General features: G+C 41.9%; 19 protein-coding genes. 11 read left to right on the top strand and 8 right to left on the bottom strand.

The window, feature by feature from the left end; translation table 11 throughout:
* Nucleotides 1–61: 61 nt before the first annotated feature.
* The 4 genes from RQM65_RS06870 to RQM65_RS06855 are packed head-to-tail and all read left to right on the top strand — an operon-like array spanning nt 62 to nt 6883.
* Entirely contained in the window at nt 62–1609 is a 1548-nt protein-coding gene (locus RQM65_RS06870) for a type I restriction-modification system subunit M (protein ID WP_314013669.1), read from the top strand.
* Nucleotides 1606–2616 carry a virulence RhuM family protein gene (locus RQM65_RS06865; protein ID WP_314013668.1) on the top strand — a complete coding sequence of 337 codons (1011 nt, stop codon included), beginning with the start codon at nt 1606–1608 and terminating at the stop codon, nt 2614–2616. Before RQM65_RS06870 ends, RQM65_RS06865 begins: the two co-directional genes overlap by 4 nt.
* The gene (locus RQM65_RS06860; RefSeq protein WP_314013666.1) at nt 2613–3773 is read left to right on the top strand and encodes a restriction endonuclease subunit S; all 1161 of its coding nucleotides are present in this window, start codon (nt 2613–2615) and stop codon (nt 3771–3773) included. The genes RQM65_RS06865 and RQM65_RS06860 overlap by 4 nt, the downstream gene beginning before the upstream one ends.
* 5 nt (nt 3774–3778) lie before the next feature.
* Complete coding sequence (locus tag RQM65_RS06855) at nt 3779–6883, top strand: type I restriction endonuclease subunit R (RefSeq protein ID WP_314013665.1); 3105 nt, start codon at nt 3779–3781, stop codon at nt 6881–6883.
* A gap of 176 nt (nt 6884–7059) precedes the next feature.
* Here the strand turns inward: RQM65_RS06855 and RQM65_RS06850 are convergent, their stop codons facing one another.
* Genes RQM65_RS06850 through RQM65_RS06815 form a run of 8 tightly spaced genes read right to left on the bottom strand, consistent with a single transcriptional unit; the run spans nt 7060 to nt 13840 of the window.
* On the bottom strand, nt 7060–7887 hold the full coding sequence (locus RQM65_RS06850; RefSeq protein WP_314013664.1) for a DUF4138 domain-containing protein: 828 nt from the start codon (nt 7885–7887) through the stop codon (nt 7060–7062).
* On the bottom strand, nt 7884–8777 hold the full coding sequence (gene traM, locus RQM65_RS06845) for a conjugative transposon protein TraM (protein WP_314013663.1): 894 nt from the start codon (nt 8775–8777) through the stop codon (nt 7884–7886). Before traM ends, RQM65_RS06850 begins: the two co-directional genes overlap by 4 nt.
* Before the next feature lie 8 nt (nt 8778–8785).
* Nucleotides 8786–9400 (bottom strand): conjugal transfer protein TraK, encoded by a 615-nt coding sequence (locus RQM65_RS06840; RefSeq protein ID WP_314013662.1) that lies wholly within the window; start codon nt 9398–9400, stop codon nt 8786–8788.
* A 20-nt stretch (nt 9401–9420) separates the two neighbouring features.
* Entirely contained in the window at nt 9421–10251 is an 831-nt protein-coding gene (locus tag RQM65_RS06835; protein WP_314013660.1) for a hypothetical protein, read from the bottom strand.
* An 11-nt stretch (nt 10252–10262) separates the two neighbouring features.
* Nucleotides 10263–10844, bottom strand: coding sequence for a TrbJ/VirB5 family protein (locus RQM65_RS06830; protein WP_314013658.1), 582 nt, complete (start codon nt 10842–10844; stop codon nt 10263–10265).
* Nucleotides 10845–10876: 32 nt separating this feature from the next.
* Nucleotides 10877–13282: a TraG family conjugative transposon ATPase gene (locus tag RQM65_RS06825; protein WP_314013657.1), complete on the bottom strand. Its 2406-nt coding sequence runs from the start codon at nt 13280–13282 to the stop codon at nt 10877–10879.
* On the bottom strand, nt 13272–13553 hold the full coding sequence (locus tag RQM65_RS06820; protein WP_314013656.1) for a hypothetical protein: 282 nt from the start codon (nt 13551–13553) through the stop codon (nt 13272–13274). Before RQM65_RS06820 ends, RQM65_RS06825 begins: the two co-directional genes overlap by 11 nt.
* Nucleotides 13553–13840 (bottom strand): hypothetical protein, encoded by a 288-nt coding sequence (locus RQM65_RS06815; protein ID WP_314013655.1) that lies wholly within the window; start codon nt 13838–13840, stop codon nt 13553–13555. The genes RQM65_RS06820 and RQM65_RS06815 overlap by 1 nt, the downstream gene beginning before the upstream one ends.
* Nucleotides 13841–14027: 187 nt before the next feature.
* On the opposite strand from RQM65_RS06815, the gene RQM65_RS06810 reads away from it, so the two are divergent.
* From RQM65_RS06810 to RQM65_RS06780, 7 genes are all read left to right on the top strand, one after another.
* Complete coding sequence (locus RQM65_RS06810) at nt 14028–14660, top strand: N-acetylmuramoyl-L-alanine amidase family protein (protein WP_314013654.1); 633 nt, start codon at nt 14028–14030, stop codon at nt 14658–14660.
* 428 nt (nt 14661–15088) lie between these two features.
* The gene (locus tag RQM65_RS06805; RefSeq protein WP_314013652.1) at nt 15089–15646 is read left to right on the top strand and encodes an RNA polymerase sigma factor; all 558 of its coding nucleotides are present in this window, start codon (nt 15089–15091) and stop codon (nt 15644–15646) included.
* A 173-nt stretch (nt 15647–15819) separates the two neighbouring features.
* Complete coding sequence (locus RQM65_RS06800) at nt 15820–16875, top strand: FecR family protein (RefSeq protein WP_314013650.1); 1056 nt, start codon at nt 15820–15822, stop codon at nt 16873–16875.
* Nucleotides 16876–16966: 91 nt separating this feature from the next.
* Entirely contained in the window at nt 16967–20398 is a 3432-nt protein-coding gene (locus RQM65_RS06795; RefSeq protein ID WP_314013649.1) for a TonB-dependent receptor, read from the top strand.
* A gap of 10 nt (nt 20399–20408) precedes the next feature.
* Nucleotides 20409–21923 (top strand): RagB/SusD family nutrient uptake outer membrane protein, encoded by a 1515-nt coding sequence (locus RQM65_RS06790; protein WP_314013648.1) that lies wholly within the window; start codon nt 20409–20411, stop codon nt 21921–21923.
* A 69-nt stretch (nt 21924–21992) separates the two neighbouring features.
* On the top strand, nt 21993–23384 hold the full coding sequence (locus RQM65_RS06785; RefSeq protein WP_314013646.1) for a sulfatase family protein: 1392 nt from the start codon (nt 21993–21995) through the stop codon (nt 23382–23384).
* A gap of 327 nt (nt 23385–23711) precedes the next feature.
* Nucleotides 23712–25259 (top strand): sulfatase, encoded by a 1548-nt coding sequence (locus RQM65_RS06780; RefSeq protein WP_314013644.1) that lies wholly within the window; start codon nt 23712–23714, stop codon nt 25257–25259.
* Nucleotides 25260–25505 lie beyond the last annotated feature (246 nt).

Here is a 25505-nt window from a genome sequence, read left to right as displayed (position 1 = left end):
ACGTATTGGATGCCCTGTCCCTTATCGTTAAATTGCAGCTTCTGTAAACAAAATATATTATATGACAAGTACACTACAACGCGCCCAATTACAAAGTCAAATTTGGAAAATAGCCAACGATGTTCGAGGTTCGGTAGATGGATGGGATTTTAAACATTTTGTTTTAGGAACCCTTTTCTATCGATTTATTAGTGAAAACTTTACTATTTACATAGAAGGTGGCGATGATAGCATAGATTATGCAAGTTTATCAGATGATGTCATCACTCCAGAAATAAAGGAGGATGCTGTAAAAACCAAAGGCTATTTCATCTACCCGAGTCAGCTTTTTGCAAATGTGGTTAAAGATGCCAATACCAATGAAAACTTAAATACCGACTTAGCCGCTATCTTCGCGGCTATAGAAAACTCTGCAAATGGTTACCCTTCTGAAGAAGATATCAAAGGCTTGTTTGCAGATTTTGACACCACCAGTAGCAGGTTGGGTGGTACGGTTGAAAATAAAAACAGCCGTTTAGCTAAAGTGCTAAAAGGAGTGGCTGGCTTAAAATTTGGCAGTTTTGAAGATAATAAGATTGACCTGTTTGGTGATGCTTACGAGTTTCTAATTTCTAACTATGCAGCCAATGCGGGTAAATCTGGTGGCGAGTTCTTTACCCCTCAAAATGTTTCTAAGCTTATTGCACAACTAGCAATGCATAAGCAAACCACAGTCAATAAAATTTACGATCCCGCTGCGGGTTCTGGTTCTTTACTTTTACAAGCCAAAAAACACTTTGATAGTCATATCATCCAAGATGGTTTCTACGGTCAGGAAATTAACTATACCACTTACAATCTGGCACGTATGAATATGTTTTTGCACAACATCAATTACGATAAATTTCATTTAGTTCACGGCGATACTTTGATACATCCCGAGCTAGGCGATGAAAAACCTTTTGATGCCATTGTTTCTAATCCGCCCTATTCTGTAAAATGGGCTGGCGATAACGACCCCACTTTAATTAACGACGATAGGTTTGCCCCTGCTGGGGTATTGGCACCAAAGTCAAAGGCAGATTTCGCCTTTGTAATGCACGCCCTAAGTTATTTATCGAGTAAAGGTAGAGCAGCTTTAGTTTGCTTTCCGGGTATTTTTTACCGTGGCGGTGCAGAGCAAAAGATTAGAAAGTATTTGGTAGATAACAACTTTGTAGAAACGGTGATCTCATTAGCGCCTAACTTGTTTTTTGGGACTTCTATAGCGGTAAATATCTTGGTGCTTTCTAAAAGTAAAACTGATACTAAAACACAATTTATTGATGTAAGCGGAGAAGGTTTCTTTAAAAAAGAAACGAACAATAATGTACTATTAGATTCGCATATCGATGAGATTATCAAAATGTTTGATACCAAAGAAGAAGTAGCGCACGTAGCCACAACTATAGATAATACCAAAATAGCCCAAAACGATTATAACCTTTCGGTAAGCTCGTATGTAGAACCTAAAGATACGCGAGAGAAAATAGATATAAAGGTACTGAATAAAGAAGTTGAGCAAACCGTAAAAAAAATAGATAAGCTTCGTTCTGAGATTGATATTATTGTAAAAGAGATTGAAGGATGAGCAAAAACAACAGTAACGTTATAATATACAAAAATGATGATGGACTTGCTCAATTATCAGTTCATTTAGAAAATGAAGATGTTTGGTTAACCCAAAAACAACTTGTTGAGCTCTATCAAGCTGCAAAATCTACAGTGAGTGAGCATATTAAGAATATTTATGCCGATGAAGAATTAAGACCCGAAGCAACTGTTCGGAAAATCCGAACAGTTCAAATGGAAGGTGGCAGAGAAGTAGCTCGAAATTTAGAATACTATAATCTGGATATGATTATTGCTTTGGGGTATAGAATAAATTCCAAAATTGCAACACACTTTCGTATTTGGGCAACCCAACGCTTAAAGGAATATATTGTAAAAGGTTTTACAATGGACGATGAGCGTCTTAAGAATCTTGGCGGTGGAAACTATTGGAAAGAGTTATTAGACCGCATACGCGATATACGCTCAAGCGAAAAAGTAATGTACCGCCAGGTATTAGACTTGTATGCTACTGCAACAGACTACGACCCAAAAAGTGAAGAGAGCATTACTTTTTTTAAAATCGTACAAAATAAACTGCATTACGCCGCTCACGGCAATACCGCCAGCGAAGTTATTTTTTTAAGAGTAGATAGCAATAAACCCTTTGCCGGTTTAACCAATTTTAAAGGAGAACAACCTACACAGGCCGAAGCTATGGTCGCTAAAAACTTCTTAGAAGAAAAAGAGCTAAAAGTACTCAACAACTTAGTAGCCGCGTATTTTGATTTAGCGGAATTAAACGCTATTGAAGAAAAAGAAATGCGTATGGCAGATTATGTAAAAGAATTAGATAATATTTTAGCAACCACAGGGCGTAAAGTATTAAAAAATGCAGGTAAAATCTCTAATGCCAAAGCCAAAGAGAAAGCATCTCAAGAATACAAAAAGTACAAAGCCAAAAACCTAAGTACGGTAGAAAAAGATTATTTAAAAACCCTTGCTGCACTAGAAAAGAAAGCAAAAAAAGAAAGCCGTAAAAAATGAGTGAGTTAGATAAACTATTGGAAGGGGTTGAAGTTGAGTGGAAATCATTAGGTGAAGTTTGTGATTTCAAGAATGGCTTTGCTTTTAAAAGTCGTCTCTTTAAGGAAGATGGGTTACCAATTATTCGGATTACTAATATCGATGGAAGGAATATTGATTTGTCTGATGTTAAGTTTTTTAATGCGGAAGATTATAATACTAGTAATCTATCTAATTATATTATAGAAAAAGGCGATGTTTTAATAGCTATGTCAGGTGCGACTACAGGTAAAATAGGATATTATAATTTTATAGATCCTGCTTATCTTAATCAACGTGTAGGCAAATTTGAACCAAAAGAAATACTTAATACTCGTTACTTATATCATTACCTTCTTACTAAAGCGGAATTTATTTATATTTTGGCTGGTGGCGGTGCTCAACCTAATTTAAGTTCAAATAAACTTAAAGAAAAACTTGAAATCCCCATCCCTTGCCCCGATAACCCTAAAAAATCTTTAGAAATTCAACAAAAAATAGTTGATATTCTCGATACGTTTACTGAGCTTACAGCAGAGCTTACAGCAGAGCTTACCGCGCGTAAGCAGCAATTTAGCTATTATCGAGAACAGTTGTTGACTTTTGAGACAGGTAAAGAAACCAAGCAAATACCATTAGGTGAAATTTATGATTTTAAATATGGTACAGGAAATACAATTCCTAAATCTGGAGGAGATTATCCTGTATATGGTAGTAATGGTATTGTGGGGCGACACCAAGAGTTTAATAGTGAAGATGCTCCTGTAATTGGTCACATAGGAGCTTATGCTGGTATAGTTAACTGGGGAAAAGGCAAACATTTTGTTACTTATAATGGAGTGATATGCAAGCCCAAATCGAAGGATGTTTTGCCTAAATATGCTTACCATCTTTTATTACTTCAAAATTTTGGATCAAAAGCTAATAGTGGTTCACAACCATTCGTATCTTATAACATTTTAAAGGCCCCAGTAGTTTGTGTTCCCTCAAAAGAAGAACAAGAACGTATTGTTTCAATTTTAGATAAATTTGACACCCTTACCACTTCTATAAGTGAAGGTTTACCTAAAGAAATAGAATTGAGACAAAAACAATATGAGTATTACCGTGAAATGCTACTAAGCTTCCCAAAACCATAAGAACAATGAGTACTTATAAAACCATAGCAGAGTCAAAAAACTTTATTGTTTTAGATAAATATAAAAAGTTTTCAGAGCTTAACGAAGCACCAGTTAGCTATCAAACAGAAGCAGATTTAGAAAAAGAGCTTATACAAGACCTAAAAAATCAAGGTTACGAGCTACTTCCGCAGCTTAATCAGGAACGTATGCTGGCAAATGTTCGGGTGCAATTGCAAAACCTGAACGATATGCAATTTACGAACAGTGAATGGCAGCGTTTTTTAGTAGAATATTTAGATAAACCCAGCGATAATAGTACTGATAAAACAAGAAAGGTACACGACGATTATATCTATGATTTTGTATTTGACGATGGGCATATACAAAACATTTATTTAGTCGATAAACAGAATATGACGCGTAATAAGGTGCAAGTCATTTCACAATTTGAGCAAAAAGGCACACACGCCAATCGTTATGATGTCACGATTTTAGTCAATGGTTTACCCTTCGTACAAATTGAACTTAAAAAAAGAGGTATTGCCATTCGGGAAGCCTTTAACCAGGTACACCGTTATACTAAAGAAAGTTTTAATACTACAAATTCACTGTTTAAATACTTACAGCTATTTGTAATTTCTAACGGTACAGATACCCGGTATTTTGCAAATACCGTAGAGCGAAACAAAAATAGTTTCGACTTTACAATGAATTGGGCAAAATCTGATAATTCGCTTATCAAAGATTTAAAAGATTTTACGGCTACTTTTTTTGAGAAAAATACTTTACTCAATATTTTGCTTAATTATTCGGTGTTCGATATAAGTAATACCTTGCTCATAATGCGTCCTTATCAAATTGCTGCAACCGAAAGAATTTTATGGAAAATTAAAAGTAGCTATGAAGCTAAAAAATGGGCAACTACAGAAAGTGGCGGTTATGTTTGGCATACCACAGGCTCAGGTAAAACCTTAACCAGTTTTAAAGCGGCACGCCTTGCAACAGAATTAGATTTTATAGATAAAGTATTGTTTGTCGTAGATCGTAAAGATTTAGACTTTCAAACAATGAAGGAGTATCAACGCTTTTCTCCAGATAGTGTAAACGGTTCAGAAAATACTGCCGGATTAAAGAGAAATATAGAGAAAGACGATAATAAGATTATTGTCACCACCATTCAAAAATTGAATAATCTTATTAAAAGTGAAAATAATTTAGCCCTATACCAAAAGCAAGTCGTTTTTATATTTGATGAAGCGCATAGATCACAATTTGGGGAAGCTCAAAAAAACTTACAGAAGAAGTTTAAAAAGTACTATCAATTTGGATTTACAGGTACGCCAATATTCCCTGAAAACGCTTTAGGTGCAGATACAACGGCAGGCGTATTTGGTCGTGAATTACACTCCTACGTAATTACCGATGCGATTCGGGACGAAAAAGTATTAAAATTCAAGGTAGATTATAATGATGTTCGCCCTCAATTTAAAGGAATAGAAACAGAACAGGATTTAGATAAATTAAGTGCCAAAGAGAACAAAAAGGCATTATTACATCCTACAAGAATCAAAGAAATATCACAGTATATTTTAAACAATTTCAGGCAAAAAACCCATAGAACTAAAGGAGGCAATAGCGGTTTTAATGCAATGTTTGCGGTAAGTAGTATAGATGCAGCAAAGTCCTATTACGAAATGATAAATGAGTTGCAAAAAGATAGCGATAAGCCTTTAAAAATAGCAACCATTTTTTCTTTTGCAGCCAATGAAGAACAAAATGCAATAGGTGAGATTCAGGATGAGACCTTCGAGCCTGCTGCAATGGATATGAGTGCCAAAGAATTCTTAACCAAGGCTATTGGTGATTATAACCAAATGTTTAAAACAAGTTTTGGGGTAGATAGCAAAGAATTTCAAAATTATTATCGTGATTTAGCCAAAAGAGTAAAAAATCAGGATATCGACTTTTTAATTGTCGTAGGGATGTTCTTAACCGGTTTTGATGCTCCTACTTTAAACACCTTGTTTGTAGATAAAAACCTGCGTTATCACGGTTTAATGCAAGCCTTCTCACGTACCAATCGTATTTACGATGCAACAAAAACTTTTGGAAATATTGTAACCTTTAGAGATTTAGAAAAAGCTACGGTAGATGCGATTACGCTATTCGGTGATAGTAAGACAAAGAATGTTGTTTTAGAAAAAAGCTATAAAGAATATTTAGAAGGATTTGAAGATATTGCCACAGGAAAAGCACGTCGGGGTTATATAGAAATTGTAAATGAGCTAAACGAAAAGTTCCCGAATCCAGATCAAATAGAAAAAGAAAAAGATAAAAAAGAATTTTCTAAACTTTTTGGGGAATATTTAAGGGTTGAAAACATCTTACAGAATTACGATGAATTTACACACCTTAAAGAACTTCAAAAAATAGATAAGAATGATATACAAGCTATTGAAGAGTTTAAGGAGGATAATTTCTTAAGTGATGCAGATATTGAAAAAATGCAGGACCTTGAAGTGCTGGAAGAACGAACTGTACAAGACTATCGCTCTACCTATAACGATATTCGCGATTGGATAAGAAGAGAAAAACAAGGTAATGAAGCAGAAGAATCTACTATAGATTGGGACGATGTAGTATTTGAAATAGACTTGTTAAAATCACAAGAGATAAACTTAGATTATATTCTTGAATTAATATTTGAAAATAATAAGAAAACAAAAAGTAAGGCAGACTTAGTAGAAGAAATAAGACGCGTAATTCGTGCCAGTATTGGGAATAGAGCAAAAGAAAGCTTAGTGGTAGATTTTATTAATACTACAGACTTAGATGCTATAGAAGACAAATCCAGCATTATAGATGCCTTCTTTGAATTTGCTCAAAAGAAACAAAAGAAAGAAGCAGAAGCATTAATTGAAGAAGAAAGATTAAATGAAGAAGCCGCCAAGCGCTATATACTATCTTCTCTAAAACGCGAATATGCTAGTGAAAACGGTACAGAATTAAACTCTATATTACCTAAAATGAGCCCTTTAAACCCGCAATATTTAACCTTAAAACAAAAGATTTTTGATAAGATTTCATCCTTTGTAGAAAAGTTTAAAGGGGTAGGGGGTAAATTATGAGATAGTCCCAAACAGGAAACAGTTATACCGCTACAGAGCATCTCTGGACAGCTTGATATTTACACCCTCGATTATCTCGATTTCCAGCTATAAAGCAACGGAGAGTTTTTAACGAAAATCACTATCGGAGACTTGGATGGACATCCAAAGTTTCAACTATACTGAAAACAAGCTTCCTATCTGTAGAACAACCGCATATTTCGACCGCCGTTACGCTCTTTCAGTTCGAGCATCAATTTCTCCGAATCCCCCAGCGTAAACTTTGGCAGCACCACGACAAATGAAACATTCTGTCTATCCTTGACCATTTTCGGGAAATTCTTTGTGTACAGCATGTTCAGCGGTATTTTCTGATAGGAGGATTTTCGCCGTTTATTGCCGTGTACCTTAAAATTTTTCAAATAGTCCACTTCGAAATCGACACCGGAACGATTGCGAATTTCAATTAGCGCGTACACCTCGTTGCGGTCATATATTAAATCCCTCAACCGTAAAACAACACCCTTTTTCCGCTTCCGTTTAAGTGAGCCATTGTTTTGCTCGAGCTGGAAGAAGCTGAAGTTTTCAAAATATTTCATCCGGTACCGGAGCGAGTCGCCACCACTATCATACGATTCGCTACCAACGGTCTTTGAAACGCTATCAACTCTTGCATGTACCCGAGGCGGAAACTCATTGCCGATGCGATCCACATCCTTCACAAAGTAACTCAGGGTATCCAAAACCTTCCGGTAAGCGAGCCGATAGCTGTAGATGTCACCGGTCTCGGTAATAACGAGCAAATTGCTGTTCTTCCCTCTTACTCCCTGAACAATCCCTACGTGCTGTGGACTGTCCCTGTTGTAGCTGAAGGTGTAGTTCTCGGAGCCTGTCAGGGCCTGGCTTATTGTACCGGGAAAAAACAAGGCCACCGCATCCCTTTCATTGGTGAAGATGGTTTTCAGACTCTGAGCGTATATGCCGACATGGGCCATAGAGATTATGAGAGACCAAAATAGTTTCATAACGAAGGTTTTAATATGAGTTGGTACTGGTTGTAGATCGTAGCCCTTACATTACGGTTGTTCCGGCGGAAGACCTGTTTGATCCCACCTATCTGGGGAACGCCCGGAATATTGATATCCTGTATAATATCGTCCAGCACCTCCCCGGTCGCCTCGGCGCGGACGCTGTTCTTGATATAGATTCCCTCATTGCCGTCCATCAGATCGAATGCCTTGAGATCGACGGCATTGTTGTCGATATTGGTAATACGGATGAAGACCCGGTTCGCCTTGAAACTGACAAAACCATAGACCAGGGAGTTGCGGGATATCGAGTCTCCCTTGATGATGGCGTCCACTGCCAGTCGGAGCTCCAGACGTTCCCCGTTTCTGACCGTCTGCTCTCCGTTGACCTCGACCATAATTAGTGCATCCGTTTTATTCGTCTTGCTGTTCACGGCCTTACTTTTAGGCCGTTCCGGAGTATCGAAGAAGGCGTTATGTGATTTTGAGAAATCGGGCTTGGAAGACTTGTTCTTTTCCTGACCTTCACGGTTAGTGGGCGGACCGGACCCGGAATTGGTTTCCGCCCCATAGTCGATGCGACCGTTCCTGTAGATGCTATCGACGATCCGCTGCCTTTCCGTTTCCTGGAGCGACGTTCCGGAAGAGTCCAGAAGGGACTCGTCATAGATGCTCGGGGCATTGGACTCCCTGACTTCCTTGAGGTCGTTGACGGCATCCAATTTCGAATCGTATTCTTTTGTTTCCTCTTTTAGCTCCGGGACGTCCGGCTGCTTCAGGTCGGCTTCGACCTCATCCTCGTTTCCCATAAGAAAAACGGCATAGGCGATGATAAAGGTCGCAACGATACCGATAATGCCGATAAATATGATCTTGTTCCTGTCCATTTCCATACTTATTTGCCGTTGTTGATTTTCTTTAGGGATTTCTCGAAGAACCCAGTTATTAATAGTCCATGGGTATTGTTGGGGAAATTTCGGTCCACGGTCATCAGGTTACCGATGGTGATAAGTAGATAGCGGTCGACTGCCGAGCCCCTGTTGATCTCGAAAACGGTTTCCGTCCTGAAGGACATTCCGCCTTTTGCCAACGTCAGTCCGGTGTCCACGGAAATCACCTTTTGAACCAGGGAATATTGCAGCAGCCGGTTATAGACTCCGTCCGCTTTCTTCTGTCGGTATACGTTGTCGACGGTACTATCGCCGAGCCAAAGGGCCTTTTCAAGATTTCGTTGATAATTGCTCTCGTCTATCCCATAGAAATAGTTGTGGAACAGATCGAGATGCGCAAGTGCCTCGACCTCGATATTCTCTTTTTGGGACACCAGTTTTAAGGGGATTATAGATCCGTCGCCGTTCACAACGAACGCGCTGTTCAACATACGGTCGTTGAACCGCAGTACGGTCAGTATGGCAAACACGCTGGTCAATAGGCAAGTAACAGTTACCGTGAGTACGATAAAGCGGTTGGTCCGGAGAACGCTATAGATGTTTTTATACGGTGTCTTCATATTTGAGTGTTTAATACCGGTCATGGCGTGAACAGCCTAAAAGTGAAACTTGTCGCCCGTTTGTAGAGCTTGAACTTGAGCAAAAGGATGAACCCGATGCCCGCCAGTTCGATCACCGGGGCGAACAGCTCGCTCCCGAAGTCGGTCCCGAAAAGGCTCGGCCAAAAGTTGTCGTTGATCTCGTTATGCAGCTCATTGACGAAAACGTTGACCAGAAAAAAGGCCGGAACGATCATATACACCGCGGCGTAGAGCTTAAAGAAGCGATAGCCCAACTCCCTGAACTTTTCGAACACCGACATACTGATCACCAGGGGGAAGAATGCCTGCATGATGCCCAAGAGAAAATATCGTTCGGCCAGAAATAGGGGGTAAATGAACAGGTCGAGCACCCAAAGCACAAGGCTCAAGGCCCAGGCGAAGGCACGGATGCCCAAAAAGGGCGTGGCCAGCCACTCGTACAGCAGGCCCATTGCCTTGGCCGTGGCATCCAACAGCCCGAGATCTTCCTCTACCTCTATTTCCTGGATACCTAGGGGCAGAAGGATGGGGGCCGTGCCCCGGTACTGGGCTTCGATGGCCACCAGAATGGAATCGAAGGCGTCCAGCACCTCGGTGGAGAAAATGACCACTAGAACAACCGCGAAGTTCTTGATCAGCTCGGCAGGGGTCAGTCCCCAGGTGAGCCCTTGGCTCGAGGCCCCTCCCTCGTAGTACTTCTTGATGATGTTCACCAGAAAAAATAGAACGGCCAATGTCTTCATCCCAACTATGGTGTAGGATGCGAAATCACTCTCTTTGATGGTCCTGAAGACGGCATCCACATATTCCAATCCGATGGACAAAAACATAGTTGTGGGCTTTAGTAGTTGGTTTCCCTGTTGTTGATCTTGTCCTGCATTTCCCGAAAGGAAATGACCATGAGGTACCGCTTGTTCTTCAGGGTGATATCGGCTACCATTTTCTTGGAATCGTCCCGCTGGGCCTCGAGGATAGCCAAACGTTCGGCATCGTTCAATTTTAAAAAGTCGTTGGAAAGCACCTGTTCCATGAATTCGAGATTGCTCAGCGAGCCGTCGATGATGGTATTAAAGGCATCGGACACCGCTTCGACCTCGTCGGGACGGATATAGGGGGAATTCAGGATGCCCTTCAAGTCCCTTCGGACCATGTTGACCAGGGCCTTGTTGTTTTCGGTAATCTCCTTTACGGCCTCGTATTGTTTCACGGCGTTGTTGACCTTTTCTATGGTTTCCTTGGCCTGCTTTAGAAACTTGACCGTCTTTATCATTTCCGAGGTCTGTTTGGCGGACTCGAAAATCTGCTTGACCAATGAGATGAAGTTGGTATTGTCGTAGACCGGGATTCCCTGGGCCTGTGTTTGTCCGGTCGTCGCCATGAACATCAAGACGGGCACAACGATTGTTTTGATTACTGTTTTCATAGTGTTTCGTTTTAATTCGATGGATGTGGGTTTTAGTGCTTTTGGCCGATAAACTCCGTAATGGCCTTTTGCATATCGTGATGTTCGCGGTAAAGCCTCATAATGGTCTCGTTCTCCTCGCCATCGGTGAGGTAGGCCGCATAGACCTCGGATGGCACTTCCAGCCGGAAGATGTTGCTCTCCTTACCTATCTTGATAAAGATCTCGGTGTATTTCCGCTCGCCCCTCAGGTCGTTCTTAATGGATTTCAACTGGTTCAGGTCATGGCCGGAGAGGTTCAGGCGTTCAGCCAGCTCGGCGTAGCCCTTTTCGTTCCGAAGGCTATAGATGACTTGGGTGTTCTCGAGCACGCTGGCGGAGACCGAATTGTCGGGCAATTGGTTGATGGACTGCAGTATGATGCCGATCGCACCGTTCTGCTTGCGGATGGCCTGGTAATAGAACTCCACGCTTTCGAGGACGTTGTCGAACTTGAGCTGTTTGGCGAATTCGTCGAAGAGGATGATGCCCTTTTCGGCACGGTTGCGCCAGATGGTCCTTTGGATGGCCGATTTAATAAGTTTGAGCATCACCGAGAGCACTTCCTTGTTATCCTTTACCTCGTCCAGTTCGAACACGATCAAACGTTTGTCTTCTATCTTATAGGACTGGTCTTCCTTTACCTCGAACAGGAAGCTATAGAGTCCGTCCCCGACATATTCGGACATGATATGCAGAAAATTGGATATGTTGAAGTAGGCCGCATCGATACTGAGCCGGTCGAGCAGGTCCTGTTTGCTGTCCCTTACAAAATTGTAGAACCCTTCCAGGGAGTGGGTGCCATCCGGGAAACTCGTGTAGTAATGCCGCAGGATTTTTTTCAAAGCCACCTCCTGTGCCTTGGCGACCTTAAGACCCGAAGCGAAGAGCTCCAGAAGAAAGATTGTCAGGTCTTCCAACCGCTCCGGGCTTAGGTCATGTAGGTCGTTGATGTAGAACGGGTTGATGCCAAGGCTCTTTCCCTGCTCGTAACGCAGGGTGATATATTGATCGGGATATAGTTTTGCGAATTTCGTGTAGCTTCCTCCGAGATCGATGATGACCAGACGGACCCCGCTTTCGAAATATTGGCGTAGGATATTGTTGGCCAGAAAGGATTTGCCTTCCCCTGTCGGCGCGAAAATAGCAAAGTTCCTGGCCTTGATCCGTTTTTTCCGTTCGTCCCACACGTCCTTAAGGACAGGCGTATTGTGCCGTCGATCGTTAAAAATGATACCGCTGGCATCCGATTTGTAGTTCGTGTTATTGATCAGAAGGCATAGCGCATGTTTCAGATCGGTCACGTACAGATCGTCGTCGGAAAAATTCGGCGAGAAGCAGCAATAGCTGTTCAGCAGATAGTTCTTTCGTTCCTCACCCTTGGGATAGTAGGGTACGATATCCAGCTCCTTGAATTCGGTCTTGATACGGGAGGCAATGCGGCTTAGTCCGTCCTTGCGTTCGCTCCAAAAAACAACGTTGAGATGACCTCGGATAATCCTGGCATTATCGTCCCGATTGATCTGGTCGAGGATGGCGCTAATTTTTTCATGAACCACCTTGTTCTGGGTGCCGAAATTGGAGCTTTTGCTGAGTTCCTCCAATCTTTTTTCCAATAACCTGCGCCATTTGTGCTTGTCGTCAAGGAATATGATCTGGTTGACGATATGGTTCTCGTCGAGCTTGAGCCCCAGACCGTCGATAAACCCCTGATGGAAAACAAAGTCGTCGGAGGTGAATACATCGTCGGTCTTGCTGCTATGCACCTTTTCCCCGAAACACATTTCGTTGTTGACGGCGAGCACGTCAAAAAAATGGGATCCGATCTGGGCATGGTCCTTATTGAGTACGATATCCGTGTCGAAACCCTCATTGAACCCATTAAAAAAAGTGTCGGTGTGATTTAGGATTTCCAGTTGGTTCAGGGGAACAAAATCCATTTTCTGGCTGTTGTTCAGAAATCCTATGGAATCCTTGACCGCTCCGACAAAGCTCCTTAAAGTCTCGTTCAATTCTTCCGGCACCTTTGTAGAAATCCGTTTGAACGGATTGACATATTTCGCCCTGTTCATCCCCTTGCTCTTGGGCCAGATAAAAAATAAATGGGACCCATGGGATATGAACCGGCGACCTTTGAAATGGGAATGCGTCGCTTTTTCCAAGAAGGTAGAATTAGGGAGCTGTTCCGCGGTATAGGGAAGCTTCTGATAGATATCCTGTTTATGGACGACCGTTCCGGCAGGGAGTGACTTCAAGGCTTGGAACCAACTGCCGTGCAGGTCCTCAAAATCCTTTTCCGAAAGGGAATGGATTTCTGGTAGGTCTGCCCTGTAACATAATATCAGGTTGCCATTATTGGCAAAGATTATATTCTCTTGAATGTCCGCTATCGGATAATGTTGTGTCAGGTCAATCCTCATAGTGTAGGGTACTTGTTTTTTTGTTGGAAATGGCCGAAGGGAAAATTTTGGTAAAATGCAAAAGATGCGGACGGTGCGTCAGTTTTAGAAGGACGAAGTACATCATAAGATTGACCGTCACCGCCCCGATGAGCAACATGAGGCTGAAGGAAAATATGATGACCAGCAGCGACCCGATCACACCCATCATCTGCAGGGCGAACAATGAAACGGGAAGCCCGAAAATCAATGCCCGTCTGCGAATATTTCGATATACTTTATATCCTTTCATTAGACGACCAAGGTTATCAGGTAGGTGAAAATACCGACGACGGCCCCGGCGATGAGCACGAATACTAGTACGCGGGTAATCCCTTTTTTGAGGTCCGCGTTCTCGCCGAAGAAATGTCCCGCATTGAAAAGGAACCCGACCAGAAAGATGACGCCAAGGATAATCGGAAAGATTACCCGTATCGTATCGGAAATCTCGTTGACGGAATCCTCTATCCCGCCGATCTGGGCGTAGGTGGGTGCGGTTACCAGTAGTAACAACAAAAGCATCCTGATCTGTTTTTTCATGACTGTTAGTTTTTGATGCCCAAATCGGGCGGTGGATGAATTATTCGTTGTGGAATTTCTAAAGGAAGGGACGGAACTACGAGAATCGACTAAAAATTAACACCCTCGGGCGTTAAAATTTCGAGTATTCTAAGCTTTGGACGGAATTCGATGAAAATTGTGCAACACGCACTTAAAAGTTCAATCGATGAAAAGGTCCTATCTATATTTTTTCTTATGCGTTTTTGCATTTGGAGCTTACTGTGTATCCGGGCAGGACGACGGCGCCGGGCCAATTATCGTTATCGACCCGGGCCATGGAGGTATGGATTCGGGTACCGTCGGAATAAACGGTCGCAAGGAAAAGGAAGTGGTCCTGAAAATCGCTGCGGAAATACTTCGTCTGAACAGGGAGTTGTACCGAGATCGTTTGAAAATCTACAGCACCCGCTATATCGATACGCTGGTATCCTTGAAGGATAGGGCGAAACTTGCCAACGCCCTAAAAGCCTCGGTCTTAGTATCCATACATTTTAACTACGCCGACAGCAAGGATGTGCAGGGTTTTGAGGTCTACATTAAAAATAGTAATGAACCGTCCGCAAAGCTGGGCGGCCTGTTCGTAGAAGGTTTAAGCAAGAAATTAGGTCTTAAAAATCGGGGATCAATGGTCGGAAACTTTCATGTGCTTCGGGAAAGCGGATGCGAGGCTAGCGTCTTGCTGGAATTGGGATTTTTGTCAAACGAAGCTGAAGCCGGGCATATCGGTAAGGAGTCCAGCATCTCGGCATACGCGCTTTCGATTTTAGAGACTATGTTTAAATATTTGGGATATGATTGAGATTGCGAAGACTTTGGCGATACTTCTTAAGACACTGGTTACGGATTTATTCCAATTTTTATTGGATGTTTGGAGTAGAGTTAAATGAAGTTATGTTATTTTTCAAACTGATTCGGACAGACAGTGAAACAACACGGATATACCTTTGTACTTTGATTTTTGCTGTTGGATTTTATTGTGCCTCTACATCTCGAAAGGTCGTTCAATGCCTCAAAAAACGACTTTCAAAATACACCTATCATTGACTTTGTACCCTTAATATTGCACTGGAAATATACCGCAGGATGGCAATTAGAAATTAAGAATCTTTAACTTCAGTTTTGTTTTTATTTTATTATTCCATAATATTAGTTAATAATTGCTTAAAACTATAGCGAATACCTATGTAGTTTTTCGAAATTAGAGAGATTCATTATTAAAGAACATTTATGGATTCCAATTGTGCCAAGGTGTCGAAATTATGGACCAAAATCCAAAAGGGAAATAAAAAAGCTCTGAGCGACCTTTATGGAATGTACGCCGATGTTCTCTACCAGTTCGGAAAGTCATGCTCTTCTGACAGCGGCCTTGTTGAAGACGCCATTCACGATCTGTTCCTCGAACTTTATATCCGTAGAAAAAAACTTCCCGTTGCCCGGAACGTTAAAAATTATCTGTTTACAATACTGAAGAGGAAAATAGCAGCACTATCTAAAAATAGACCATTAGTTATCTCCTCCGAGGAAGACCCGAACGGTAAAATATTTCGAAACCAAGAGCTTTCGAAAGAAACCGAAATAATGGCTAATGAGGAAAAAGAAGAATTAGGCTTTCTTCTATCGAATGCTATCGACAAGCTGACCCCGAAACAAAAAAGAGGGGTTCTCATGCGGTTCTACCAAAATAGCACCTATGAAAAAATGGCCTTGGACCTTGGTGTATCAATAGGCACTGCACGCACCCTGATATACAGGTCTATGCAAAACATGAGGAGGAACCTGTCCTGATTGCGCCCATCTTCAACCTCATATTGCTTCACAAAAGTAAAATAATCGATTTTTTTTGTCTATAAAAAGCCATTCTACCATACTATATAGTAGAATGGTCCGGCAACAGATGTTTTTCGATTGCAATTTTTCCTCAATCGATTCTTATCTAGAAGCTGAATAAAACCCTTATTTTGAGCGATACTTTTGACGAGGATAGAAAAAATCGGTTGAACGATAGGATCCTTGCATCCGTTGATCGTTACGATAGCCGGAAGCGGGTGATAAGGATATCCTACATTTCATCGATTGCCGCTATTTTGATCATAGGTATATTTACCTACTCTTATTTTGACCAGGCGACTTCCCCATCGAATTTGCTTCAAAAGGCGGCGGCATCGAGCAACCTTGATACTTCCGGTAGCGAGGTCCGGTTAATACTTAATGATCAAGAGGAGATAGGTATTTCCGATAAAGAACCGGAGCTGGTATATTCCAGTAACGGTACCGCGATAAAGATCAATAACGAAAGAAGTCTAAATCAATCCACCGACCGTCCTGGCAGAACCAGCTACAACACGCTTGTTGTTCCCTTAGGTACAAAATCCCAACTTACCCTTTCGGACGGGAGCAAGGTCTGGATCAATTCCGGTTCGAAACTGACCTATCCGAGCCGTTTTGCAAAAGGGAAACGGGAGGTCGCTCTGGAAGGGGAGGCCATTTTCGAGGTCGCTCATAATACCGAGAGCCCTTTTCACGTATTGGCAGGCGGAAACGATATTAAGGTTTTGGGAACCGTTTTCAATGTGACCAGCTATAGGGACGATGATTACGTCAGCACGGCACTACAGAGCGGTAGCGTTGAGATTGGATACACCGATGAGAGCCGATTTTTCGACAGCGATAAATCCATTACCATAGTTCCCGGCACCTTGGCGTCCTACAATAAAAAGAAGCAGAAAATAAATGCAAAAAAAACGGATATCGCTCCCTATTTCTCTTGGAGGGACGGGGAGTTCATTTTTCAGAACGACGACCTACGCTATATCATGAAAAAGATATCCAGACATTACGGAGTTTCCATCACCATTACGGATGACACCTTGGCACGGCAGACGTTTTCCGGTAACTTGGATATCGATAACGACTTGGATACTGTCATGGAAATTATGAAAAGGACTTCCAATTTTGAAATTGAGAAAAAAGATAATAGAATAAATATCAACAAACCCAATAGAGAACGCCCATGACGAATAAATGAGGTATAAAAAAACCGGAAGATGCTCCAACATCCTCCGGCGGTTCCAACATTACGCTCACGTAATATTAAAAAACAAAATTATGAATAAAAAGGTAAACTACCTTCTATCTCCATTTCTAGGTCGAACGAACAATATTTTTCTGATTGGCATGCGAGTATCCATCTTACTTCTGTGCATTGGTTTGACCAGCGTTTTCGCCCATACTACAAATGCCCAAAATATCGATATCGACCTTAAGGATGTTCCCATAACAACTTTTTTCAAGGAAGTACAGGAGAAAAGCGATTATGTCATCATCTATAAAGATGAGGTTATAGCGAACACTAAAAATGTTAGCGTAAAGGCCAGCAATGCTACGCCAGAAGCGATATTGACCGATGTCCTGGGACCCCTCGGCCTAGGGTACGAAATTATGGAAAGACAGATCATCATCAACAAAAAAGGGCCAAGTATCGATGATAACGGGTCGAATACCATAAAGACCCCTTTACAAATGACAGTGAACGGCACCGTTACGGATTCAGAGGACGTGCCTTTACCGGGCGCCAATATAGTCGAGAAGGGAACCACAAACGGTGTTACTGCTGACTTTGACGGGAACTTTTCATTGAACGTTGCTGATGAAAACGCGACCTTAGTTGTATCGTATATAGGGTTTTCGACCAAGGAAGTGGATGTTAGTAACCAGAGTACAATCAATGTTTCCTTGGAGGAAAGCGCCGAAGGTTTGGACGAAGTGGTGGTGGTGGGATATGGAACACAAAAAAAGTTAAACCTTACAGGAGCAGTCAGCGCAGTTCAAAGTGAGGACCTACAAAATAGGCCAATAACTAGCGCCAGTCAGGCGCTTCAAGGAGTCCAGGGAGTGTACATAAACCAAGTTGGTGGACAGCCTGGGAATGACGCTGCAACAATCAGAGTAAGAGGTGTAGGGACATTGAACAACAATAATCCCTTGGTCTTGGTAAATGGAATAGAATTCCCCATAAACGATTTGAATCCGAAAGATATCGAGAGTATAACCGTACTTAAGGATGCAGCCTCTGCTGCAATTTATGGATCTCGTGCGGCAAATGGGGTGGTATTGGTAACAACTAAGCAAGGTTCCGAAAACTCGCAAATAACCTATAGCAATTCGATCGGAGTGCAAGAAGTGATTTCGTTGCCAAAGGTCGTAAAGGATCCTATACGTTGGTTTGAATTATACTCGCAAGCACAATTGAATTTCGGTACAAGCGAGGATGCATTGGTATTTCCCCAGTCATTGATCGATGAGTATAGGGCAGGCATGAAATCAGACCCTTTCACCTATCCAAATAATGATTGGTACGATATCATGTTCAATCTAGCCATTATTCAGGAACACAACCTGAGATTTACCGGAGGCAGCGAAAAGACCAGCTTTGCGCTTTCTTTGGGAGTACTTGACCAAAACGGGGTCTTGAGGGGAACCAATTCAAATCGATACAATGCCAATTTTACGATTAATTCAGAAATGAACGAGAGTATTTCGGTCGGAGGGACTTTCAATTTCTCTTATAAAAACCGTAATGAGCCGGTTGTCGGCATAGCCGAAACCATGGAAATGACCTTTAAGGCACAATCCTATCATCCTACCAAACTTGAGGACGGAAACTATGGGATGAACTTTTTCGATATTCCTGGGCACCGTAGGTTTCGTAATCCTTTGGCGCTTGCGGAGGAGGGCGATACCGACATTAAAAACCTAAAATTGTTTTTGAATACATTTGCCGAGGTAAAACTTCCTTTCGATATTGAATATAAGCTTAATGTTGCCTTGACCAGTGAGAACGAGCGACAAAAAATATTTACTCCTCAAATTACCTTGTACGATGCCAAAACCAAGGAACCGACAGAAATTCAAGCAGGAGGAAACCCTTACGTAACATTTGCAGGTCAACAGAGGGGTGTCGACCAAAGAGATGACGAATCCTTGAACTGGACCGTGTTTAATACCTTGAAATGGAACAAGTCGTTTGCAGATGATACCGACCTTTCCATTTTATTGGGAACCAGCTACGAAAATTTTGGCAATAGTTATTTTATGGCGGCCAATGAAGGCTACCTTGGCAACGATCTTTATGAATTAAACGCCGGAAGTACAAACCCCACCGTATCGGGTACCTCTACGGTATCAAGCTTGATTTCCTATTTTGGTCGTGCAAACTACGTCTGGAACGAAAAGTATCTTTTTGAGGCCAATTTCCGTTACGATGGCTCGTCTCGTTTCGCGGAGGGCAACAAATGGGGGTTCTTTCCTTCGGTTTCGGCAGGATGGCGAGTGAACGAAGAGGAATTCCTTAAGGATATCGATTGGTTAGGCCAACTGAAAATCAGGGGTTCATGGGGTCAGTTAGGCAATGAACGTATCGGTCTGTTCCGATATTTGGACCTAGTATCACCTGGACAGGATTATATTTTTGGAAATACCATAAACCCTGGTACTGCAGTTCTTGTGGATAACGATGATGAGATTACCTGGGAGACCACTACAATTTCGAATGTCGGTATCGACGCTACTTTTTTGGGTAGCAAGCTTACCACGAGTTTAGAATATTTTCAAAAAACTACCAAAGATGTTCTAAGGCCGGTAGGTATCCCCTCACAGGTCGGTGCACTTGGCGGGCCGATCAGGAATATAGGAACGATAGAGAATAATGGTATTGAGGTAGCCTTAGGGTATCGAAATTCTATTGGAGATTTTAGTTATGATGTATCCGGAAGTATGACCAAAATTACTAACAAGGTTGTAGACCTAGATGGGGAAATTATTTTGGAGGACTTTTCTTCTGATGGAAGAGGGCCTTTCAATATCACCCAAGAAGGTAAGCCGATCAACCAATTTTTGCTGTATCAATCGGATGGCTTCTTTCAATCACAAGAAGAAATCGATACCCATGCCTTTCAAGGGTCCGACACGCGGCCCGGCTATATACGGTTCAAGGATTTGGACAACAATGGTATAATTGACCTTAACGATAGGAAGGCCGAGGGCAATACGATACCTAAGTACACCTATTCCTTTAATATGAATTTTTCCTATAAAAATTGGTCCCTGAGCACCTTTTGGCAGGGGGTGGAAGAGGTCCAGACTTACAACAAGCACGTTTCAGGAGTTCCTTTTTGGTTCGGTACGTCTTTACCGACAGGATGGGCAAACGATTCATGGACACCGGAAAATCGAGATGCAAGCTTTCCCATTTTGACCAGATACCAAGATACTCAGGCCACCTTGTTCAGGCCCAGCGATTTTTGGCTGCTTGATGCCTCATATCTCCGCTTAAAAAACATTCAACTGACCTACGAATTTAAACCCGAAATACTCGAAAAATTGGGTATGGCCAAACTATCCATATTCTGCAATGCTCAGAACTTAATAACGTTTACACCATTGGAAAATTTCGATCCAGAAACGGATTTGATTGGTAATAATTTTTTCGACTATCCGTCTACCAAGATATACACCTTTGGTCTTAATGTATCATTTTAAATTAAATACCATGAAAAGAATTATATATACCTTCATAGCAACCTCCGGTATTATTTTTTCCGTAGGCTGCTCCAAGGACCTATTGCACAAAGAGCCAGCGGACCAAAGTAGCGTTGAGACTTTCTGGACCTCTGAAGACAAAGCCACAGCGGCTCTCACAGGATGCTATGAGACATTGGTCGGGCCATATATGGGTGAGGGTTCCTGGCTACTGAAACTTGAGGATATTACACCCAATTCATTTGAAATCGATGATGGAAGTGGGGCGTCGTCGATTGCACGCGGAGATAACAACCCCACTCTTCCCCTAATCAATTCTCGTTATAGAACTGCATATGAGGGTGTAGGAAGAACAAATACGTTTTTGGCAAATATAGATCAAGTTCCGATGGACAACGAGCTAAAAATACGGTACAAGGCAGAGGCAAAATTTTTAAGGGCACTATACTACCATAACTTAATCGAATATTACGGGGGCGTGCCGTTAATATTGGAGTCTCCCGACAATAATACACAGGGCGAGCTGCCGCGTAACACGAAGGCCGAAGTACTTGAAGTCATCAACGCCGATCTGGACGATGCCGTTGTAGATTTACCGGTTTTCTATTCCAATACCGATTCTGGCAGAGCGACCAAAGGTGCCGCTTTAGCGCTACGGGCAAGATCGGCCCTTTACAATGAAAAATGGGCCGAAGCCCTTGCCGCCGCACAAGCGGTCGTCGATTTGAACGAATACAGTCTTTTTCCTGATTACCGTGGACTGTTCCTTTTGGAGAACGAAAGAAACAACGAGGTAATTTTCGATGTCGAATTTCAATTTCCCGAAATAACGAACCGTTATAATGAGCTGTTTCAGCAAGGTAATGTATTTAAGGATTTGGTAGATGCCTATCTAGTTGCCGATGGGCAAACTATATTCGACTCCAACCTCTATGACCCGGAAAACCCTTTCGCTAATAGAGACCCGAGATTGTCCCAAACTTTGATAACTATTGGTTCAATGCTAAATGGAGAGTTAGTAACGGGTGATGAGCTTTTTGCCGACCTCACCGGATATGCGTTTAAAAAATACACGTATTTGTTGGATGACGTAGTAAGCTCGACCCCTAAGCCGGGTCAATCCGAAATAAATCCGATATTGTTCAGGTATGCTGAAATTTTGTTGACCATAGCCGAGGCCGAGAACGAACTTAACGGCCCTACGACTAGGGCCTATGACGCCATCAACCAAGTCAGAAGTAGGGAGTCGGTAGATATGCCAGATGTATCGCCAGGTCTGGATAAGGAAGAATTTCGCAAAGTGGTCCGATTGGAAAGAAGAATCGAGTTTGCGGGAGAAGGACTATACTATCAGGATATAATTAGATGGCGAACGGCGGAGGATGTCATGAATCAAGATGGTCTGGATCAAGATGGTAATGTGATAGAAAATCGGAATTTTAATCCCGCCAAGGATTATTTGTGGCCCATACCCGACAGAGATATCCTGCTGAACCCCAACTTGGAGCAGAATCCCGGTTATTAGTTAATATAAATATCGATACCTGATTTTTTGGCCTTTATAAATTAAAAATTTTCAAAAATATATATGAGAATGTTCAAGCAACTATTGCGAGCAAAATTGACCTTGGCCTTTCTAGTTTTACCGTTATCAGCTTTTTCACAGGATAGGACGAATAAACCCAATGTCATCGTTATTTTGACTGATGACCAGGGCTCGATCGACCTCAACTCCTATGGTGCCAAAGACCTATACACCCCAAATATGGACCGACTTGCAAAGGAAGGGGTACGGTTTACCCAGTTCTATGCAGCGGCACCGGTATGCTCCCCATCCCGGGCGGCACTTCTGACCGGAAAGACCAATCTGCGCGCAGGACTTCCGAACAATGTTCCTATTCCCGAACGTGCTGAAGAAAGCGGACAGTACGGTTTGCCTACGGAAGAAATCACAATGGCAGAGATGCTCAAAGAAAACAATTATTATACCGCTTTGATTGGAAAGTGGCATCTAGGTCATCGAAAACAAAATCTTCCCAACGCCCAGGGTTTCGATTATTTTTTTGGCCATCAACGAGGCTGCATTGACAACTACTCCCATTTTTTCTTCTGGGACGGACCCAACAGACACGATCTTTATAGAAACTCCGATGAAGTATATTACGCCGGGGAACATTTTATGGATTTGATGACCGGAGAGGTGAAACAGGTAATCGATAAAAAGAAAGATGAACCCTTCTTTATTTATTGGGCTTTTAATTCACCTCACTACCCCTATCAAGGTACACCGAAATGGTTGGATCACTACAGGGACTTACCGACGCCAAGGAAAGAATACGCCGCTTTCGTGTCCAAAACAGACGAAGCGATCGGGAGCGTGCTCGACCATCTGGACCGAAAGGGACTTACGGATGAAACCATAGTGATTTTTCAATCCGACCACGGACATTCCCTTGAAGAAAGGGCATTTTGGGGTGGGGGAAATTCTGGCCCATATCGAGGAAGCAAATTCAGTATGTTCGAGGGAGGGATCCGTGTCCCAGCCATCATCCGCTATCCCCAAAAAATACCTGCAAATCAAATACGAAATCAGCTCGTCACCCAAATGGATTGGTTTCCTACTGTCGCAGACCTTACGGGATCTGATGTCACAGAAAAAGTCGATGGTAAAAACCTTATGCCGATTATTTTGGATGAAAAGACCAAATCCAGACATGATGTGGTATATTGGCAGCTAGGGGACTACGATGACCGCACTGCTCAATGGGCGGTGCGTAAAGGCCCGTGGAAGTTGATTGGCAACGTTCGGGAACCACAGGGTAAGGATCAACAAAAAGAAGGCCTGCCAAAATTATTCCTAACAAATTTGGACAACGATATATCTGAACAGAACAATCTTGGAGCTTCTAATCCGAAAAAGCTGAATGAGCTTTTGGAGCTGCATGAGGCATGGCTAAAATCCGTGCGTTCTGAGAAAGGTAAATGATTAGTTAATGCTAAGACAAACGGCTTTGGAATCTGATTGAGAATGATTATTAGATTAATTGTGATAAATTTGAGTTGAGTTAGTTTTTTTGCAGTAGGGACGGAAGTTAGCTTTTGTCCCTACTATTTTCATTGTAGCTAATTTTGACCTTTTATGCAAGGTAGCATAGCTAATTTCTAATAGTCCATTCTTACTTGGAATTAGTTGCATAAACTTCCATGAAGTTTTAGGGTTACGACTAAACACGGATAGAATTAGAATCATAATAAAAAGCTTGACAAAAGATATCTATCAAAAGGCAAGAATCTAAAAGAAACGAGACAAGCGATGAAAATTAATTGGATTAGAAGTCCCAAGAAGATAGTAAAAGAATCCATATTCCTAATAGTTATGTTTTGCGGGGTATTATCCTTTGCACAAAATGATAAAACCTCAGACAAACCCAATATTATCCTCTTTTTGGTGGATGACATGGGGTTGATGGACACTTCGGTTCCTTTTATTGCTAACAAAAGTGGTGAACCTGTCAAATATCCTTTAAACGATTACTATCGAACACCAAATATGGAAAAATTGGCGGCACAAGGAATACGATTCACGAATTTTTATGCGCATTCCGTCTGCTCGCCTACTCGGGTGTCCATAATGACCGGACAAAATTCGGCCCGCCATCGAACGACCAATTGGATTAAATCTGAAAATAATAACAAAACCCCATATGGCCCGCCTAATTGGAACTGGACAGGTCTAGACAAAGAATCTGTGACGCTTCCTGGTTTGTTGAAACTAAAAGGATATAGAACAATACATGTGGGTAAGGCTCATTTCGCACCTTTTGAGTATGAAGGAGCGGACCCGCTTAATCTCGGTTTTGATATCAATATTGCAGGTAGCTCCATAGGCCAGCCTGGAAGCTATTATGGTGTAGATGGTTTCGGTAATCTTGGCGGAAACGAAAGCAGAGCTGTTCCGGGATTGAAAAAATACTGGGGCAAAGAGGTATTTCTTACAGAAGCATTAACACAGGAAGCCAATGAAGCCATAACACAGGCCGCAAAGGATGGTAAGCCTTTTTACCTCTACATGTCCCATTATGCGGTTCATACTCCTTTTCAATCCGATTCCCGTTTTGCAGATCATTACCAAAATTCTGGTAAAGACAGACGGGCTCAAGCTTATGCAACTTTAATTGAGGGAATCGATAAATCACTCGGAGATATAGTGAGACACGTTCGAAAACTGGGATTAGGCGAAAATACTATAATAATGTTTATGGGTGATAATGGTTCCGACGCCCCACTAAAGAATCCAGACGGTTATGGAAGTTCTGCTCCGCTAAAAGGAAAGAAGGGAAAGCATTGGGAGGGTGGGATGCGAGTTCCGTTCATTGCTGCATGGGTTAAACCGAACAAAGGATCTGCCTTGCAAAAGGCATTGCCAATACCTGGAGGTACAGTTCAGAAGCAAATGGGAACCGTAATAGACCTTTTTCCCACACTTATCAATATTGCTGAAGTATCCGCTCCAGATGGATATGCGTTGGATGGATTTGATTTAAATAAACAGTTAAGAGGTAATAAAAATAAATCTCGAAAGGAATCTTTTCTTAATCATTTTCCCCATGAGCATCGTACCGATTATTTCACAAGCTTGGTGAAAGATGGTTGTAAAGTGGTCTATCATTATCAAATAAATGGGAACCCACGTTATGAACTGTTCAATTTAAATCAAGACCCTTTTGAGACTACTAATCTAGCCAACACCAAACCTGCCGTATTAAAAGAAATGATTGCCAATCTTATCAATCAATTAAAGGATAAAAACGCTTTATATCCGGAAAAGAATGGATCGGCTCTGGAGGTAATAATGCCTTGAGGTTAAGGGTTTAGAATGATGCGCGGATATATTTTTGTCTTTTTTCGCTATTATGGGTTAAGGTTGTTGAAAAATTCAATTTCGGATTAGACAACAAACTATTGTTAAGAATGATCAAAAATTATTATCTTCCAATTTCAGCTCACAATATAGCTATGTGTACTATATGTTGATGGCCTGTTAATGTACTCTATGGTGATTGGTTTTAATAATTTCTCTTGAATTATTTTAAAATATCACTTACCT

This window comes from Pricia mediterranea (genome assembly GCF_032248455.1).
GTDB classification, from domain to species: Bacteria; Bacteroidota; Bacteroidia; order Flavobacteriales; family Flavobacteriaceae; genus Pricia; species Pricia mediterranea.
The sequence above is the reverse complement of the archived record's forward strand: the minus strand, read 5'-3'. Positions and strand labels throughout refer to the sequence as shown.

What these genes read in the sequence shown, in the direction of transcription:
- RQM65_RS06870 (WP_314013669.1), top strand. Translation starts at nt 62, where the DNA reads ATGACAAGTACACTACAACGCGCCCAATTACAAAGTCAAATTTGGAAA.
- RQM65_RS06865 (WP_314013668.1), top strand. Translation starts at nt 1,606, where the DNA reads ATGAGCAAAAACAACAGTAACGTTATAATATACAAAAATGATGATGGA.
- RQM65_RS06860 (WP_314013666.1), top strand. Translation starts at nt 2,613, where the DNA reads ATGAGTGAGTTAGATAAACTATTGGAAGGGGTTGAAGTTGAGTGGAAA.
- RQM65_RS06855 (WP_314013665.1), top strand. Translation starts at nt 3,779, where the DNA reads ATGAGTACTTATAAAACCATAGCAGAGTCAAAAAACTTTATTGTTTTA.
- RQM65_RS06850 (WP_314013664.1), bottom strand. Translation starts at nt 7,887, where the DNA reads ATGAAACTATTTTGGTCTCTCATAATCTCTATGGCCCATGTCGGCATA.
- traM (WP_314013663.1), bottom strand. Translation starts at nt 8,777, where the DNA reads ATGGACAGGAACAAGATCATATTTATCGGCATTATCGGTATCGTTGCG.
- RQM65_RS06840 (WP_314013662.1), bottom strand. Translation starts at nt 9,400, where the DNA reads ATGAAGACACCGTATAAAAACATCTATAGCGTTCTCCGGACCAACCGC.
- RQM65_RS06835 (WP_314013660.1), bottom strand. Translation starts at nt 10,251, where the DNA reads ATGTTTTTGTCCATCGGATTGGAATATGTGGATGCCGTCTTCAGGACC.
- RQM65_RS06830 (WP_314013658.1), bottom strand. Translation starts at nt 10,844, where the DNA reads ATGAAAACAGTAATCAAAACAATCGTTGTGCCCGTCTTGATGTTCATG.
- RQM65_RS06825 (WP_314013657.1), bottom strand. Translation starts at nt 13,282, where the DNA reads ATGAGGATTGACCTGACACAACATTATCCGATAGCGGACATTCAAGAG.
- RQM65_RS06820 (WP_314013656.1), bottom strand. Translation starts at nt 13,553, where the DNA reads ATGAAAGGATATAAAGTATATCGAAATATTCGCAGACGGGCATTGATT.
- RQM65_RS06815 (WP_314013655.1), bottom strand. Translation starts at nt 13,840, where the DNA reads ATGAAAAAACAGATCAGGATGCTTTTGTTGTTACTACTGGTAACCGCA.
- RQM65_RS06810 (WP_314013654.1), top strand. Translation starts at nt 14,028, where the DNA reads ATGAAAAGGTCCTATCTATATTTTTTCTTATGCGTTTTTGCATTTGGA.
- RQM65_RS06805 (WP_314013652.1), top strand. Translation starts at nt 15,089, where the DNA reads ATGGATTCCAATTGTGCCAAGGTGTCGAAATTATGGACCAAAATCCAA.
- RQM65_RS06795 (WP_314013649.1), top strand. Translation starts at nt 16,967, where the DNA reads ATGAATAAAAAGGTAAACTACCTTCTATCTCCATTTCTAGGTCGAACG.
- RQM65_RS06790 (WP_314013648.1), top strand. Translation starts at nt 20,409, where the DNA reads ATGAAAAGAATTATATATACCTTCATAGCAACCTCCGGTATTATTTTT.
- RQM65_RS06785 (WP_314013646.1), top strand. Translation starts at nt 21,993, where the DNA reads ATGTTCAAGCAACTATTGCGAGCAAAATTGACCTTGGCCTTTCTAGTT.
- RQM65_RS06780 (WP_314013644.1), top strand. Translation starts at nt 23,712, where the DNA reads ATGAAAATTAATTGGATTAGAAGTCCCAAGAAGATAGTAAAAGAATCC.